We start from the raw sequence: 15,096 nt of genomic DNA, 5'->3' as shown, positions 1-15,096 counted from the left end.
CGCCGTCAGCCGACCGCGTCGGCGACCGAGCGCCCGGCCACGCGGCCGGAGAACAGGCAGCCGCCGAGGAAGGTCCCCTCCAGGGCGCGGTAGCCGTGCACGCCGCCACCGCCGAAGCCGGCCGCCTCGCCCGCCGCGTACACCCCGCCCAGCACCGTGCCGTCCTCCTTCAGCACCCGCCCGGACAGGTCGGTGTGCAGGCCGCCCAACGTCTTGCGCGTCAGCACCGACAGCCGGACCGCGATCAGCGGCCCCGCCTTCGGGTCCAGCAGCCGGTGCGGCTCGACCACCCGGATCAGCTTGTCGGTCAGGAACCGCCGGGCCGCGCGGATGGCGTTGACCTGCATGTCCTTGCCCAGCCCCGAGTCCACCTGCCGGTCGCGCTCGACGATGACCCGCTCCAGGGCCGCCGCGTCGATCAGGTCCGAGCCGGCCAGCGCGTTCATCCCGGCCGCCAGCTCCGCGACGCCGCGCGCCGAGATGAACTCGCTGGACCGCTTCGCGAACTCCTCCACGGGCGCGACCGCGCCGGGCAGGGCGCGCTGGAGCACCTGCTTGACGTGCTTGCCCGTCAGGTCCGGGTTCTGCTCGGACCCGGACAGGGCGAACTCCTTGCCGATGATCCGCTGGTTGAGCACGAACCACGAGTAGCCGTGCCCGGTCTTCACGACGTGCTCCAGCGACCCGAGCGCGTCGAAGCCGGGGAACAGCGGGGTCGGCAGGCGTCGGCCGGTCGCGTCCAGCCACAGCGACGACGGGCCCGGCAGGATGCGGATGCCGTGCCGGCTCCAGACCGGCGCGCAGTTCGCGATCCCCTCCGGGTAGTGCCACATGCGGTCCTCGTTGATGATCCCGCCGCCCGCGTCCCGCACGACCTGGAGCATCCGGCCGTCCACGTGGTCCGGCACGCCCGACAGCAGGTGCTCGGGCGGCGTCCCCATCCGGGCGGGCCAGTTGCGGCGCACCAGCTCGTGGTTGCCGCCGATGCCGCCGGAGGTGACGACCACCGCCTGCGCGCGCAGCTCGAAGTCCTCGGCCCGGACGCGGGAGCTCGGTTCGCCGCGCCGGGCGGCGCTGGGCTCCAGGACCTCGCCGCGCACGCCGTCGACCACACCGCCGGTCGTGGTCAGGCCCGTGACGCGGTGCCGGAAGCGGAGCCGGACCAGGCCGCTCGCCACGGCGGCGCGCACCCGGCGCTCGAACGGCTCCACGAGGCCCGGACCGGTGCCCCAGGTGACGTGGAACCGGGGCACCGAGTTGCCGTGCCCGTCGGCCAGGTAACCGCCGCGTTCGGCCCACTGCACGAACGGGAACCAGCGCACGCCCATGCCGTGCAGCCAGCGCCGCTTCTCGCCGGCGGCGAAGTCCACGTAGGCCTCGGCCCACCTGCGCGGCCAGTGGTCGGAGGCGCGGTCGAACGCGGCCGAGCCCAGCCAGTCCTGCAACGCCAGGTCCGCGGAGTCCTTGACCTTCAGCCGGCGCTGCTCCGGGCTGTCGACCAGGAACAGCCCGCCGAAGGACCAGAACGCCTGACCGCCCAGGGACGCCTCCGGCTCCTGGTCGAGCAGGATCACCCGGCGGCCGGCGTCGGCCAGCTCGGCGGTCGCGACGAGCCCCGCGAGGCCGCCACCGACGACGATCACATCCGCGTCCTGTGCCATCGGGCGAGTCTAGGTCCCGCCCTGACCGCCGACGAGACTCGAATAAGTTTCATTTCGCCCGCACGGCCCCCGCGCGCCGCCCGCCACGCCGGCGGTCCGCCGCCCGTCGGTTCACGGCACGCCGCACGGTGCCCGACTGCGGCTCGCGGCTCGCGCGCGGTCCGCGCCGGCCCTGCGGAACGGTTCTCCGAAGCCTTTTCGGGCCCTCTTCGGACCCTCTCCGCGCCCGCGCGGGTGGCGTCCAATACCGGGAGTCCGATCAATTTCCGGCGCACCGGAATCAGCGGCCACCGGTCAAGACCCGGCGCGCGCCCACCGGGAGCGGGCGGTGATCCGGGCCGGTGTCGGCAAAGTGAAACGGCCGCGCGCACGACGCGGTGATCACGACGTGCGCGCGGTCGATTCGGTACGGGCCGCCGGCCGTTCGGTGAGGGGGCCCCGCCCGGCCGACGGCGGCCGGGTCGCGCGGGCGCTCCGGAACGTCTCGGGGAGGGCCTGCCGCGCCCGTGGGGGGCGGGCGTCGGTGGTCCTGACGTCCGGGCGGCATCCGCACGCCGACCATCCCTACAACGGGCGATATAGCACAACTGTTCCCGGGGTGTCCAGGGTCACTACACAGAGTCGCCACGGAGCTCGGTCATCCGCCGTTCGGCGGCAGCCAGCCGGTCACGCGCCGCAGCCGCCTTCCGCTTGGCGCGCTCGACCCGCGTCGCGGCCTCCCGCTCGGCCTGCTGGGCCCGGCGCAGCTCGGTCCGCAGCGCCTCCGCGTGGTCCTCCCGCTCGATCAGCGCCGCCTCGGCCTCGCCGATCGCCGCGTCCGCCGTCTCCACCTCGGTGCGCGCGTGCGTGATGTCGTCCCTCGCTTCCGCCAGTTTCCGCTCCCGCCGCTGCTCGCGGCGGGGTGCGAGGTCGTCCCGCACCGGTGTGCCCGTCTCGGCCGGCGGTCCGAAGCCGGACTGGTCGACGGGCTTGACCAGACGCCCGGCCCTGATCCGCGCGGCCAGCACGGCGTCCGCCAAGGCGGCGGTCAGCGTGGACCGGACCTGCTGGACGGCGTCCGAGGCCAACGGGGTGCCGGCGTCGCGCGCCAGGTCCTCGGTCAGCTTCACCAGGGAGCCCAGCACGACCCGCCGCCGCGCCCCGAGCTCGCGCAGCGCACTGCCCCGCAACTCCTCCTGCGCGACCCGCAACTGATCACCCAGCGCGACCGCCTCGGCCAGTTCGACGGCACCGAACCGGGCCAGCCGGTTGAGCGCCCACGCCGACGAGGTCGGCTTGCGCAGCGCCGTGATCTCCTTGGCCAACGCCTTGTCGCCGCGATCCAGGGCGGCCCGCGCGTGGGCGTCCCGGGCCGCGACGAACCGCGCCGGCGCGAGCGCGTACAGCTCGTCGGCGATCCGGTCGATCGGTTCCGCGTCCACGATGCCCACCAGTGTGCTCGCCATCGTGTTGTTGTGCGATTTGTTACCCCGTCAAGGCGACGTCCAGGGTTTCACCGTTGACAGAGTTTGACATTCCGGCCGGTCGGCTCTTGACTGGGAGTGCCGCCCCGGCGTGTGACCGGCGCGGCACTTCGCGCACCGGTTCGCAATACCCCGTTCAGTCCAATGTGGACACCATTATTGGACTGTTCGTCCGATTGTCCGGGAAGACCCGGGGGGATGTGCTTGCGCTAATCTTTCCCCACGAAGGGTTTGCGCCGTGAACAACTCAGCAAGTCGGTGGAGACACCGCACCAGTGCGGCCCTGCTGGCCGCCGTACTGGGCACGACTGGGTTCGGCTTCGCCGCCGCTCCGGCCGTCGCGCAGGAAGCGCCGAACGCGCCCGCGTCCGCCGACGACAAGGGTCTGGACAAGCAGGACCGCGAACAGCTCGCCAAGGCCGAGAAGGCCGGCCAGGACAACGTCACGCTGCTGGTCGCCGCCGAGCCCGGCAAGCTGGACTCCGCCACCGACGACCTCAAGGCCCTCGGCGGCGTCGTCGAGTCGACCGAGCGGGACGTCGAGTACCTCAAGGTCTCCGTGCCGCGCGGCAACGCCGAGAAGGCCGCCAAGCTCGCCTCGGTGAACGCGATCGACGTCGACGGCCTGGTGGCGCTGGACAACCCGCGCCCGGACGGCGCGACCACGCCGCTGCCGCAGAAAGCGCCGGACGCGAAGACGCCCAAGAAGAACCCGTACATGCCGATCGAGGACACCAAGGCGGCGCAGTTCACCGATGCGCACCGCACCTGGGACGGGCGCGGCACGACCATCGCCATCCTGGACAGCGGCATCGACCTGGACCACCCCGCGCTGGCCACCACGACCACCGGTGAGCGCAAGATCGTGGACTGGTACAACGCCAACGCCACGAACTCCGGCGACGGCACCTGGGTCCAGGTGGCCGGCCGCTACAACGGCCCGTTCAGCAACGGCGGCGCGAACTTCAAGGCACCCGCGACCGGCGGCCCCTACAGCTTCGGCCTGTTCCGCGAGACCGCGGGCGACCTGGGCCTCGCGGCCAGCGAGACCGGCGGCGACATCAACCGCGACGGCGACCGCGTGGACGCGTTCGGCGTGCTCCAGGACGTCACCACCAAGGAAGTCCGGGTGGACGTCGACGGTGACGGCGACTTCACCGACGAGCGCGCCATGATCGACTACAAGTACAAGAAGGACGTCGGCCACTTCGGCACCGACAACCCCGGCACCCCGGTGATCGACACCGTGGCGTTCGTGGTGCAGACCGACCGCTCGATCTACGACAACGCCGGTCAGGCGTACGTCAACATCGGCATCACCGCCGCCGCGCACGGCACGCACGTCGCGGGCATCACCGCCGCGAACAAGCTGTTCGGCGGCAAGGCCACCGGCGCGGCCCCCGGCGCGAAGCTGATGGCGGTCAAGGTCTGCCTGTCGACCCCGTCGTGCACCTCGTCCGGCCTGATCGACGGCGTGCTCTACGCGGCCCGCAACGGCGCGGACGTCGTCAACATCTCGATCGGCGGTCTGCCGGCGCTCAACGACGGCAACAACGCCCGCTCGGAGCTCTACAACCGCACCATCGCCGAGTACAACATGCAGATCTTCATCTCGGCGGGCAACAGCGGCGCGGGCGCGAACACCGTCGGCGACCCCTCGGTGACGACGGACGCGATCAGCGTCGGCTCGTACATCACCAAGGAGACCTGGCTGTCCAACTACGGTTCGGTCACCGCGCAGAAGGAGAACCTGCACGGCTTCTCCTCGCGCGGCCCGCGCGAGGACGGCGGCTTCAAGCCGAACATCGTCGCGCCCGGCTCGGCGATCTCGACGGTGCCGCAGTGGCAGGTGCCCGGCCCGGTGGCCGGCACCTACGAGCTGCCCGTCGGCTACGCCATGTTCAACGGCACGTCGATGGCCTCCCCGCAGGCGACCGGTGCGGCGGCGCTGCTGGTCAGCGCGTTCAAGGCCGAGCACGCGGGCGAGCGGCCCACCGTGCTGGAGCTGCGCAACGCCATCCAGTCCGGTGCCAAGTGGGTCTCCTCGCTGAAGGCCTACGAGCAGGGCTCCGGCCTGTTCGACGTGCAGCGTTCCTGGCAGCAGCTCAACGCCCACCCGAACGTGCAGAACGTCGCCACCTCGGTCACCGTCAACACGGCGCTGTCGGCCCTGCTGCCGACCCCCAACACGGGCGTGGGCATCCACGACCGCGAGGGCGTGACCATCGGCAAGGAGTACGTGCGGACCTACACCCTGAACCGCACCACGGGCCCGAACCGCAACCAGCAGTTCCTCGTCAACTGGCAGGGCAACGACGGCACGTTCTCGTCCAAGTCCCTGGTCAGCCTGCCGCTGAACACGCCGGTCAAGTTCGACGTCAAGGTCAAGCCGACCAAGGCGGGCGTGCACTCGGCCGTGCTGAAGCTGGACAACCCGAGCACCCGGGGCATCGACGTGTTCACCCTGAACACGGTCTTCGCCGCCGAGGAGTTCGGCCCGGCGAACAAGTACGCGGTGGCCAAGACGACCAGCATCCCGCGCAACCAGTCGCAGAGCGTCTTCGTGAAGGTGCCGGTCGGCACCAGCGCGCTGAAGGTCGACCTGGCGGGCGGCGGCACCGAGGCAGGCAAGGGCCAGATCCGCTTCCTGCGCTTCGACCCGTACGGCGTGCCGGCGGACACCACGTCCTCCACCAACTGCTACAACCCCGACGCGGGCGCGGGCTGCGCCGGTGGCTCGCCCACCAGCCGCACGGTCGCCAACCCGGTGCCGGGCGTCTGGGAGATCGTGGTCGAGGCGCGACGCACCTCCGACGCGAACTCCGCGCCGTACACCCTGACGGCGTCGGTGCTGGGCACGTCGGTCAGCCCCGACCCCGACACCATCGAGTCCGTCCAGAGCGGTGTGGGCGTCAACCGCACCTACACGGTGAAGAACACCCTGGCGGCGTTCAACGGCCGGCTCGTCGGCAGCGCGCTGTCCAGCGCCAAGATCAGCCGCCCGGTCATCACCGATGGTGCCTCGCAGCTCTACGACGTGACCGTGCCCGCGGGCAGCACGTCGCTGCGGGCGACCATCGGCAAGCCGAGCGACATCTCGGCCGACCTGGACCTGTCCGTCTACAACTGCACCACGGGCACCTGCGTGCTGTTCGGGCAGACCGCCGACGGTGACTCCGAGGAGTCCTTCACGGTCACCAACCCGGCGGCGGGCGCGTGGCGCATCCAGGTCGACGGGTACGCCGTCCCGGCGGGCTCGACGGAGTACGACTACATCGACGTCTACGCGGCCCCGGGCCTGGGCACCGTGTCCGTGACGGACGCCGACGCCGACCGCACGGCCGGCGCGACGTGGACCGTCCCGGGCGTCGTGACCGCGACCGGCCAGGCCGGTCCCGGTCGGGTGCTGCTCGGCGAGCTGACCGTGCAGACCGGTGAGGGTGCCGTTGTCGGGCGCTCCACCGTGATCGTGCGGAACGTGGTCTGAGACCGCTGACCCACGCAGGGCCATCCCCGGTTCGCCGGGGGTGGCCCTGCTGCCGTTCCCGGCCGGGAACGGCAGCAGGGCGTGTCCTCGGAGCGGGGCGGCGCTCTACCGGGCCACGACCGCTCTGGAGGCGGGTCCTACGGCGTCGGGTCGGGTTGGCCGATGGGCTCGTCCACGTCCACCTGCCGCACGCTCTCCAGCGCCGTGACCCGCTCCACGTCACCCACCGGCACGGACACCCGGAGGTACCCGATCGACGCGTCGGTCGCCTCCACCGTCGCGCCGAGGTCGCGCAGCGCCGAAGCCGTCCGCTCGGTCGCGCCGGCTTCCGCGGAGATCACCAGCACGACGCTGGTCACCCCGTTGCGCCGTGCGTCGGCCAGCACGTCCTTGCCGTGCGGGCTGAGCTTCCCGGGCACGGGCACCTCCGTGGGTGGTGGTGGCGGCGCGGTGGCCGGTGTCGTGGTGGTCGTCGTGGGGCCGGGAGCCGGCGTGGTGGTCGAGACCGACGGGGTGGCCGCCGGTTCGTAGTCGATGATCGGCGCGGCGCACCCGGTCGCCAGCAAGCACAGCAGACCCACGGCCAGTCGTCTCATCCGCACCCCTCCAGGACCCGTCCTGCCACCAGGACGGATCAACCGCTCCGGTGGGTTGCCTCCGGCCCGCTGAACGCCTGCACCCGTTCCTCCCCGTCCAGGCTCTCCCCGAACACCCGGTTGTCCGACCCGGACGCCGGGCTGTCCCGGGTGACGCGGCGCTGCGGCGGCAGGTCGCGGACCCGCACCTGCGGCAACGCCTCCGGGTGCTGGGCCCGCACCCACCCGACCAGGTGCTCCCGCACGACGCACCGCAGGTCCCACAGCCGGCCGGCGTCGGTGGCGCTCACCAGGGCGCGAATCCGCACGAACGCCCCGACCGCGCCGGTCACCTGCACCACGCACACCCGCCCGTCCCACAGGTCCACGGTCTCCAGCGCGTGCCGCAGCTCCTGCCGCAGGTCCTCCACCGGCACGGTCCAGTCCACGTCCAGTTCCACCGTGCCGAGCAGCGCCGACTGCGTCCGCGTCCAGTTCTCGAACGGCGTCTTCAGGAAGTACGAGGTGGGCAGGATCAGCCGCCGGTCGTCCCACAGGTGCACGACCACGTAGGTCAGCGTGATGTCCTCGACCCGCCCCCACTGCTCCTCGACCACGACGACGTCGTCGAGCCGCAGCGCGTCGGAGAACGCGATCTGCACCCCGGCGAACACGTTGCCCAGCAGCGACTGCGCCGCCAGCGCCGCGATCGCACCGATCACACCGGCCGAGGCCAGCAGGCTCGTCCCGGCCGCCCGCGCGGCGGGGAAGGTCATCAGCACCGCCCCGGCGGCCAGCAACCCCACCACCACGACGGTGACCCGCCGCACCAGAGTGATCTGCGTGTGCACCCGCCGTGCGTGCCGGTTGTCCGACACGTCCACCCGGATTCGGGCCAGCGTCGCGTCCTCGGCCACCACCAGCAGCGCGCCCAGCAGCCACGCACCGGCCAGGATGAGCGCCACCCCGACCGCGTGCAGCGCCGCCGGCCGCCACTCGCCCCGTGCCACCACCCCCAGCGAGAACTGCACGGCCACCAGCACGGCCACGAGCAGCGCGGGTTTGTGCGCGTGGCGGGCCAGTCCGGCGAACAGGGCGGACTTCCGGCCGATCCGCCGCACCACCCGGTGCACGAGCGTCACGACCAGCAGCGCGACCAGGATCGACCCGGCGAACGTGAGTACAGCGACGAGCACAAACGCCTCCTCCTCGTGGGCACGTCCTCCCGCCGTACCCACGGGGCCGGCGGCCCACTCGGACAGGGGACCTTCGTCACGTCCGCGCGCCGACTCCGCACGGTGATCGGCGCTAGGCGGGTTCCGGCGTGCCGGGCGCGCGCGGCGAGGCGGGCAGAGTCGCCCGGATGCGGCTGCCCGGACCGCCGTCGACCACGGCGATCGTGCCGCCGTGCAGGTCGATGATCCAGCGGGCGATGTTCAGGCCCAGCCCGGTGCCGCCACCGCCCGCCCGCTCACCGCGCGTGAACCGCTCGAACACCCGCTCGCGGTCCTCCGGCGCGATGCCCGGACCGTCGTCGGACACCTCCAGCACCAGGTTCGTGCCGACCCGCGCGGTCAACCGCACCTCGCCGCCCGCCGGACCGTGCCGCGCGGCGTTGTCCAGCAGGTTGACCACCACCTGGTGCAGCCGGGCCCGGTCGGCCGTCGCGGTCGCGGTGGGCGGCTGGACGTCCACGGTGAACCGAACCCCTCGATCGGTCACCGAAGCCTCCGCCACCACCTCGTCCAACAGCGGCGCGACCGGGAACTCGGCCAGCGCCAGGCGGTGCGCCCCGGCGTCGATCCGGGACAGGTCCAGCAGTTCGGTCACCAGCCGGCCCAGGCGCTCGGTCTGCGCCAGCGCGGTGCGCATGGTCTTCGAGTCCGGCCGGGTGACCCCGTCGACCACGTTCTCCAGCACGTTCTGCAACGCGGTGATCGGCGTGCGCAACTCGTGCGACACGTTCGCGATCAGCTCCCGCCGCTGCCGGTCGGCGGCGGCCAGGTCCGCCGCCATCTGGTTGAACGCGCCGGCGAGCTCGCCCACCTCGTCCCGCGCGGTGGCCCGCACCCGCCGGCTGTAGTCGCCGCGCCGCATCGCGCGGGCGGCGGCCGTCATCTCGCGCAACGGCCTGGTCAGGCCGTGCGCGAGCACCTGCGACGTGATCAGCGCGGCGGTCAGCGCGCCGATCGTGGTGCCGACCGGCAACCACCCGATCCACGACCAGAAGTAGGCCAGGCCCGCCGCGCCCGAGGACACCAGCAGGATGCCGAGCTTGAGCTTGATCGAGCGGACCGGGTCGAGCGGGCGGGGCAGCAGCTCGACCGCCGCGCTGAGCGCCGACCGCACGCTCACCGGGGTACCTCCAGCGCGTAGCCGACCCCGTGGACGGTGCGGATCAGGTCCGTGCCGAGCTTGCGCCGCAGAGCCTTGATGTGGCTGTCCACCGTCCGCGTGCCGGTGCCGTCCGGCCACCCCCACACCGCGCTGAGCAGGCGTTCCCGCGACTGCACCGCGCGCGGCCGTTCGGCCAGGTGCACCAGGAGCTCGAACTCGGTCGGCGTGAGGTGGGCCTCCTCGCCGGCGCGCAGCACCCGCCGTTCCGCCAGGTCGATCTCCACGTCCGCCACGGAGATCCGGGTCGGGGGCGCGGCCGAGCGCTCCACCCGGCGCAGCAGGGCGTGCACCCGCGCGGCGAGCTCCCGGATGGAGAACGGCTTGGTCAGGTAGTCGTCCGCGCCGACCGCCAGCCCCACCAGCATGTCGTTCTCGTCACCCCGCGCGGTCAGCATGAGCACCGGCACCGGCCGGGTGGCCTGGATGCGGCGGCACACCTCCAGCCCGTCGAACCCGGGCAGCATCACGTCCAGGACGACGAGGTCCACGTCACCGGCCTTGGCCACGGCGGACGGCCCGTCGTGCGCCAGGTCGACGTCGAACCCCTCGGCCCGCAGCCGCGCGGCGACGGACGAAGCGATGGTCAGGTCGTCCTCGACCACCAGAACCCGGCGAGTCATGGCGTCGACTCTAGGTGCGCCCGGTGGAGACGGGTGGTGAGAGTTGTGAACGTCCTGTGGAGGCGGCTCCGGGCCTCCCGCACGCTCGGGGACCGGCCGACCGCTTAGGGTTGCGGGGTGGCGGAGGCGGTCCTGGAAGCGGTGCTGGAGCGGATCACGTTCGCCAACGAGGAGACCGGCTACACCGTCGCCCGCGTCGACACCGGGCGCGGCAACGACCTGGTCACCGTGGTGGGCGCGCTGCTGGGCGCTCAGCCCGGCGAGTCGATCCGGATGCGCGGCCGGTGGGGGTCGCACCCGCAGTACGGCAAGCAGTTCCACGTGGACGACTACACGACCGTGCTGCCCGCGACGATCCAGGGCATCCGCCGCTACCTCGGCTCGGGGTTGATCAAGGGCATCGGGCCGGTGCTGGCGGACCGGATCGTCACGCACTTCGGGGTCGACGCGCTGGACGTCATCGAGCGGCAGCCGGAGCGGCTGGTCGAGGTGCCGAAACTCGGTCCCAAGCGGACGAAGCTGATCGCCGCCGCGTGGGAGGAGCAGAAGGCCATCAAGGAGGTCATGGTCTTCCTGCAAGGGGTCGGCGTCTCGACGTCGCTGGCCGTGCGGATCTTCAAGCAGTACGTCGACAAGTCCATCGACGTCGTCCGCACCGAGCCCTACCGGCTGGCCACCGACGTGTGGGGGATCGGGTTCCGGACCGCCGACACCATCGCCAAGGCGGTGGGCATCCCGCACGACAGCCCGCAGCGGATCAAGGCCGGCTTGCAGTTCACGCTGTCCGAGGCGACCGGCAGCGGTGACTGCTTCCTGCCGGAGAACCAGCTCATCGGCGAGGCGATCAAGATCCTCCAGGTCGACGCCGGGCTGGTCATCGACTGCCTGGCGGAACTGGTGGCGGAAGAGGGCGTGGTGCGGGAGGTGCTGCCGGACGGCGAGCCGGCCGTCTACCTGATCCCGTTCCACCGCGCGGAGATCTCACTGGCCGGCCAGTTGCTGCGGCTGCTGCGGACCGGTGAGGAGCGGATGCCCGCGTTCGACGGGGTGGACTGGGAGCGCGCCTTCGCCTGGCTGGGCGCGTCGTTGGAGGAGAAGCAGCGGGACGCGGTCAAGCTGGCGCTGACCCGCAAGGTCGCGGTGCTGACCGGCGGGCCGGGGTGCGGCAAGAGCTTCACGGTGCGGTCCGTCGTGCGGCTGGCCGTGGCGAAGGGGGCCAGGGTGGTGCTGGCCGCGCCGACCGGCCGGGCCGCGAAGCGGTTGGCCGAGCTGACCGGCCACGAGGCGCGCACCGTGCACCGGCTGCTGGAGCTGCGGCCCGGCGGGGACGCCGCGTACGACCGGGACCGGCCGCTGGACGCGGACCTGGTCGTGGTGGACGAGGCGTCGATGCTGGACCTGTTGCTGGCCAACAAGTTGGTCAAGGCGGTGCCGCCCGGGGCGCACCTGCTGCTGGTGGGTGACGTCGACCAGTTGCCCTCGGTGGGCGCGGGGGAGGTGCTGCGGGACGTGCTGGTCGAGGACAGCCCGGTACCCCGCGTGCGGCTGACGCACATCTTCCGGCAGGCGCAGCAGTCCGGTGTGGTGACCAACGCGCACCGGATCAACGCCGGTGACTTCCCGCTGGTGCAGGGGTTGGCCGACTTCTTCCTGTTCCCGGCCGACGAGGCGGAAGACGCGGCGGCGCTGACGGTGGACGTGGTCGCGCAACGCATCCCGCGCAAGTTCGGCCTGGACCCGCGCCGGGACATCCAAGTGCTCGCGCCGATGCACCGGGGACCGGCCGGTGCGGGCGCGTTGAACGTGGTGTTGCAGGAAGCGCTGACCCCGGCGGTGAAGGACCTGCCGGAGCGGCGATTCGGTGGGCGGGTGTTCCGGGTCGGGGACAAGGTCACGCAGATCCGGAACAACTACGACAAGGGCGTGAACGGGGTCTTCAACGGCACGTTGGGCGTGGTCACAGCCATCGACGTGGTGGAGCAGAAGTTGACCGTGCGGACGGACGAGGACGAGGACGTGGGCTATGAGTTCGGCGAACTGGACGAACTGACCCACGCTTACGCCATGACGATTCATCGCTCACAGGGCAGTGAGTACCCGTGCGTCGTCATTCCAATCACCACGAGCGCGTGGATGATGTTGCAGCGGAATCTGCTGTACACGGCGGTGACGCGGGCGAAGAAGTTGGTCGTGCTGGTGGGGTCGCGCAAGGCCATCGGCCAGGCCGTCCGCACGGTGGGGGCGGGGCGACGGCACACCGCTCTGGACTACCGGCTCCGTCAGGCGTGAACCGCGCGGTCGGCGCGCGCGAGCTCGGCGGCGTCGCCGAACGCGGTGTGGAAGCGGGCGATCTCGGAGCCCTCCAGGCTGATCATGGTGTGCTCGCCGAGCCAGAGTTCGAGGCGACCGTCGGTGACGGCGATCGAGCAGACGGCCGGGCGGTGGGCGTCGTCGGAGCAGCGCACCAGCCACTCGCGCGGCGGGTGGCACTGATCGTGGTCGGCGTCGCGGGCGATCGTGGACATGGTTGTCCCCTTTCGGGTGGTCGGGAGTCCACCGGGGCGAGGGGCGCTCCGGTGGTTGCTAGCCTGGCCCTAGGCAGAGTTACTTTGCAACTGCTGTAAAGCAATTGCCCACGATCGGATGACGCGGATGCCCTTGACCCCCACGGTGCGGCTGAAGTTCCTGTCGATCTACATGCGCGAGGCCCGGCTCAAGGCGGGGGTGGAGGCGAAAGAGGTCGCGAAACTGCTCGGGCGGGACACCACCCGCGTCACCAAGATGGAGCGCGGCAGGGAAGGGTTGACGCCCGGCGACACCAAGATGCTGCTGGACCGGTACGACGTGCACTCCGAGGAGCAGAAGGCGGAGATCGTCGAACTCGCCCGGACGCGCAGCCAGCGCGGCCGTTGGCTGGGACACCGCGCGACCGTGCCGATGGAGCAGCGCCCCTACTACGACTTCGAGGTCGACTCGACCCTCATCCGCAACTACGGCATGGAGATGGTGCCCGGCTTGTTGCAGACCGAGGCGTACATGCGGGCGGCTTTGGAGCGGCACTTCCGGATCGACGCGACGAGTGTCGAAGATATCGTGGCCACGCGCTTGGAGCGTCAAGAGGTTCTGTTCCGCCGCGTGCCGGTCACGGCGGCGTTCGTGATCAGCGAGAGCTGCCTCCGCAGGGTTTACGGCGGTAACGCGATCATGCACGAGCAGGCGCTCCACCTGGCTGAGCTGACCCGGCGGCGGAATGTGCGGGTCCAGGTGCTGCCGTTCGGGGGCCAGGTGAGCGGGGGGACCCCGTTCAGCTTCACCATGCTGAGCATCCCCGCACCGACCGCAGCCGCTTCCGACCTGGACATGGTCTACGTGGAGAACCTGCACGACGCCGACTACCTCGACGGCAAGCAGGAGGTCGACGACTACGCAGACCTCTGGAGCAGTCTCACCGCAGACGCCCTGGGAGTGGAACAATCGAGGAGGTTCATCCTGGGGATCGCCCAGGACTTCGCCTGACCTGAAGAGGTGGCCCCTGTCATGGCATCAAACTTCTCGACGGCGACCTTCAAGACCTCCAGCCACACGCAGGACAACGGGACCTGCGTTGAGGTGGCGACGGTGCCCGGTTTCTTCGCGGTGCGGGATACGAAGCACCGGGCCGGTGGTCACCTCACCGTCTCGTCTCGGGCGTTCCGCAGCTTCCTCGCCGGTCTCCGGATGATCTGACGGCGAACGTCCTCGGGCTGGAACAATCGGGACAGTTCGTCCAGCGCGTTGCCAGGCAGTGCGCCTTACCTGAAGGGTGGCCCTTGCCATGATCCCCGACTTCTCCAGCGCCCGGTTCAAGACCTCCAGCTACACCGATGGCAACGGGACCTGCGTCGAGGTGGCGACGGTGCCCGGCTCCTGCGCGGTGCGGGATACCAAGCACCGGGCCGGTGGTCACCTCACCGTCTCGTCCCGGGCGTTCCGCAGCTTCCTCGCCCGCCTGCGCTGAGCGGGACGGCTCGCGGACGGGCAACCCGTCCGCGAGCCGTGAGCACATCCCCTGCGGCTACTTCATCGGGAACGCGATGTCGCAGACGTCGTCGTCCGGCCCCTGCGAGCCCCAGTCCGTGAAGTACACCTCGCGCGGCGAGCCGGCAGGGGCCTTGCCGTTCGACTCCAGCCACGTCGCCACGGTGTCGTACGCGGCCAGGATCTGGGGGTACTCCACCTCGCGCTTCTTCAGCCGCACGTACGCCTCGCGGTGCGCCGGCTCGACCCTCGCCGCCACCCCGGCGGGCGGCGTGTCGACGGCGATCGGCAGGGCCACCTCGACCGGGCCGTCGCTGTCCTCGGTGACCTCGCCGTGGTAGATCACGAGTCCGGGTCCCGCGATGCCGCCGAACTCGGCGGTCGCGGCGAGGAGCCGGTCCATCGCTTCGCGGATCCAGTCCGTCAGGGCCGGCTGCAACACGTGGCGCTGCTCCGCCAGCACGACCTGCTCCGGTACGTCCCGCTGCTTGACCTCGTACATCTCCGGCAATCCCTTTCCTCTGGACATCAGTACGCGGAGGTAGGCCGTCAGGTGCCGTTGCACGGCGAATCGCTGTTCCACCTCGCCCCAGTACGCGTCGAGCAGCTCCGCCCGTCCGCCCGCCGGGGTCGCGGCGATCCGGCTGACCACCGCCAACGGCATGTCGATCCGGCGCAGCAGCCCGACCAGGCGCGCGTGCGCCAACTGGTCTTCGCGGTACCGGCGGTAGCCGTTGGCCGGGTCGACCTCGGCCGGCACGACCAGCCCCAACCGCTCGTACAGCCGCAGCGCCTTCAGCGACAGCCGGGTGCGGCGGGAGAACTCCCCGATGCCCAGCAACCGGTCCACCCGCACCTCCTCCACCTGGACGACCT

The 15,096-nt window shown here is 71.5% G+C and carries 13 protein-coding genes; 5 read left to right on the top strand and 8 right to left on the bottom strand.

The window, feature by feature from the left end; all coding sequences use genetic code 11:
• Positions 1 to 5: 5 nt before the first annotated feature.
• Both AB0G01_RS05570 and AB0G01_RS05565 read right to left on the bottom strand, forming a co-directional pair.
• Positions 6 to 1,661: an FAD-binding dehydrogenase gene (locus AB0G01_RS05570; RefSeq protein ID WP_360940067.1), complete on the bottom strand. Its 1,656-nt coding sequence runs from the start codon at positions 1,659 to 1,661 to the stop codon at positions 6 to 8.
• A 611-nt stretch (positions 1,662 to 2,272) separates the two neighbouring features.
• The gene (locus AB0G01_RS05565) at positions 2,273 to 3,106 is read right to left on the bottom strand and encodes a hypothetical protein (protein WP_360940065.1); all 834 of its coding nucleotides are present in this window, start codon (positions 3,104 to 3,106) and stop codon (positions 2,273 to 2,275) included.
• Positions 3,107 to 3,362: 256 nt separating this feature from the next.
• Here AB0G01_RS05565 and AB0G01_RS05560 point away from each other — a divergent pair, with 256 nt between their 5' ends.
• Entirely contained in the window at positions 3,363 to 6,611 is a 3,249-nt protein-coding gene (locus AB0G01_RS05560) for a S8 family serine peptidase (RefSeq protein WP_360940064.1), read from the top strand.
• Between the two features lie 137 nt (positions 6,612 to 6,748).
• On the opposite strand, the gene AB0G01_RS05555 is transcribed toward AB0G01_RS05560, so the two are convergent.
• From AB0G01_RS05555 to AB0G01_RS05540, 4 genes are all read right to left on the bottom strand, one after another.
• The gene (locus tag AB0G01_RS05555) at positions 6,749 to 7,207 is read right to left on the bottom strand and encodes a hypothetical protein (RefSeq protein WP_360940062.1); all 459 of its coding nucleotides are present in this window, start codon (positions 7,205 to 7,207) and stop codon (positions 6,749 to 6,751) included.
• Between the two features lie 38 nt (positions 7,208 to 7,245).
• Positions 7,246 to 8,382, bottom strand: a complete 1,137-nt coding sequence (locus AB0G01_RS05550; RefSeq protein WP_360940060.1) for a mechanosensitive ion channel domain-containing protein — start codon at positions 8,380 to 8,382, stop codon at positions 7,246 to 7,248.
• A gap of 112 nt (positions 8,383 to 8,494) precedes the next feature.
• A complete protein-coding gene (locus AB0G01_RS05545; protein WP_360940058.1) occupies positions 8,495 to 9,541 on the bottom strand; it encodes a HAMP domain-containing sensor histidine kinase in 1,047 nt (348 codons plus the stop codon).
• On the bottom strand, positions 9,538 to 10,203 hold the full coding sequence (locus tag AB0G01_RS05540) for a response regulator transcription factor (RefSeq protein WP_360940056.1): 666 nt from the start codon (positions 10,201 to 10,203) through the stop codon (positions 9,538 to 9,540). Before AB0G01_RS05540 ends, AB0G01_RS05545 begins: the two co-directional genes overlap by 4 nt.
• Positions 10,204 to 10,320: 117 nt before the next feature.
• Between AB0G01_RS05540 and AB0G01_RS05535 the strand changes: the two genes are divergently transcribed.
• Entirely contained in the window at positions 10,321 to 12,492 is a 2,172-nt protein-coding gene (locus AB0G01_RS05535; protein ID WP_360940054.1) for an ATP-dependent RecD-like DNA helicase, read from the top strand.
• Here the strand turns inward: AB0G01_RS05535 and AB0G01_RS05530 are convergent.
• Positions 12,483 to 12,728, bottom strand: a complete 246-nt coding sequence (locus AB0G01_RS05530; RefSeq protein WP_360940052.1) for a hypothetical protein — start codon at positions 12,726 to 12,728, stop codon at positions 12,483 to 12,485. The two genes, AB0G01_RS05535 and AB0G01_RS05530, sit on opposite strands and share 10 nt — an antisense overlap.
• Before the next feature lie 127 nt (positions 12,729 to 12,855).
• Between AB0G01_RS05530 and AB0G01_RS05525 the strand changes: the two genes are divergently transcribed.
• From AB0G01_RS05525 to AB0G01_RS05515, 3 genes are all read left to right on the top strand, one after another.
• Positions 12,856 to 13,719, top strand: a complete 864-nt coding sequence (locus AB0G01_RS05525; protein ID WP_360940050.1) for a helix-turn-helix transcriptional regulator — start codon at positions 12,856 to 12,858, stop codon at positions 13,717 to 13,719.
• Positions 13,720 to 13,740: 21 nt separating this feature from the next.
• Positions 13,741 to 13,929 carry a DUF397 domain-containing protein gene (locus tag AB0G01_RS05520; RefSeq protein WP_360940048.1) on the top strand — a complete coding sequence of 63 codons (189 nt, stop codon included), beginning with the start codon at positions 13,741 to 13,743 and terminating at the stop codon, positions 13,927 to 13,929.
• A gap of 88 nt (positions 13,930 to 14,017) precedes the next feature.
• Positions 14,018 to 14,200: a DUF397 domain-containing protein gene (locus tag AB0G01_RS05515; protein WP_360940046.1), complete on the top strand. Its 183-nt coding sequence runs from the start codon at positions 14,018 to 14,020 to the stop codon at positions 14,198 to 14,200.
• 57 nt (positions 14,201 to 14,257) lie between these two features.
• On the opposite strand, the gene AB0G01_RS05510 is transcribed toward AB0G01_RS05515, so the two are convergent.
• A complete protein-coding gene (locus AB0G01_RS05510) occupies positions 14,258 to 15,085 on the bottom strand; it encodes a MerR family transcriptional regulator (RefSeq protein WP_360940044.1) in 828 nt (275 codons plus the stop codon).
• Positions 15,086 to 15,096: the final 11 nt, after the last annotated feature.

The organism is Actinosynnema sp. NPDC023587 (genome assembly GCF_040640215.1).
Classification (GTDB): domain Bacteria; phylum Actinomycetota; class Actinomycetes; order Mycobacteriales; family Pseudonocardiaceae; genus Actinosynnema.
The sequence above is the reverse complement of the archived record's forward strand: the minus strand, read 5'-3'. Positions and strand labels throughout refer to the sequence as shown.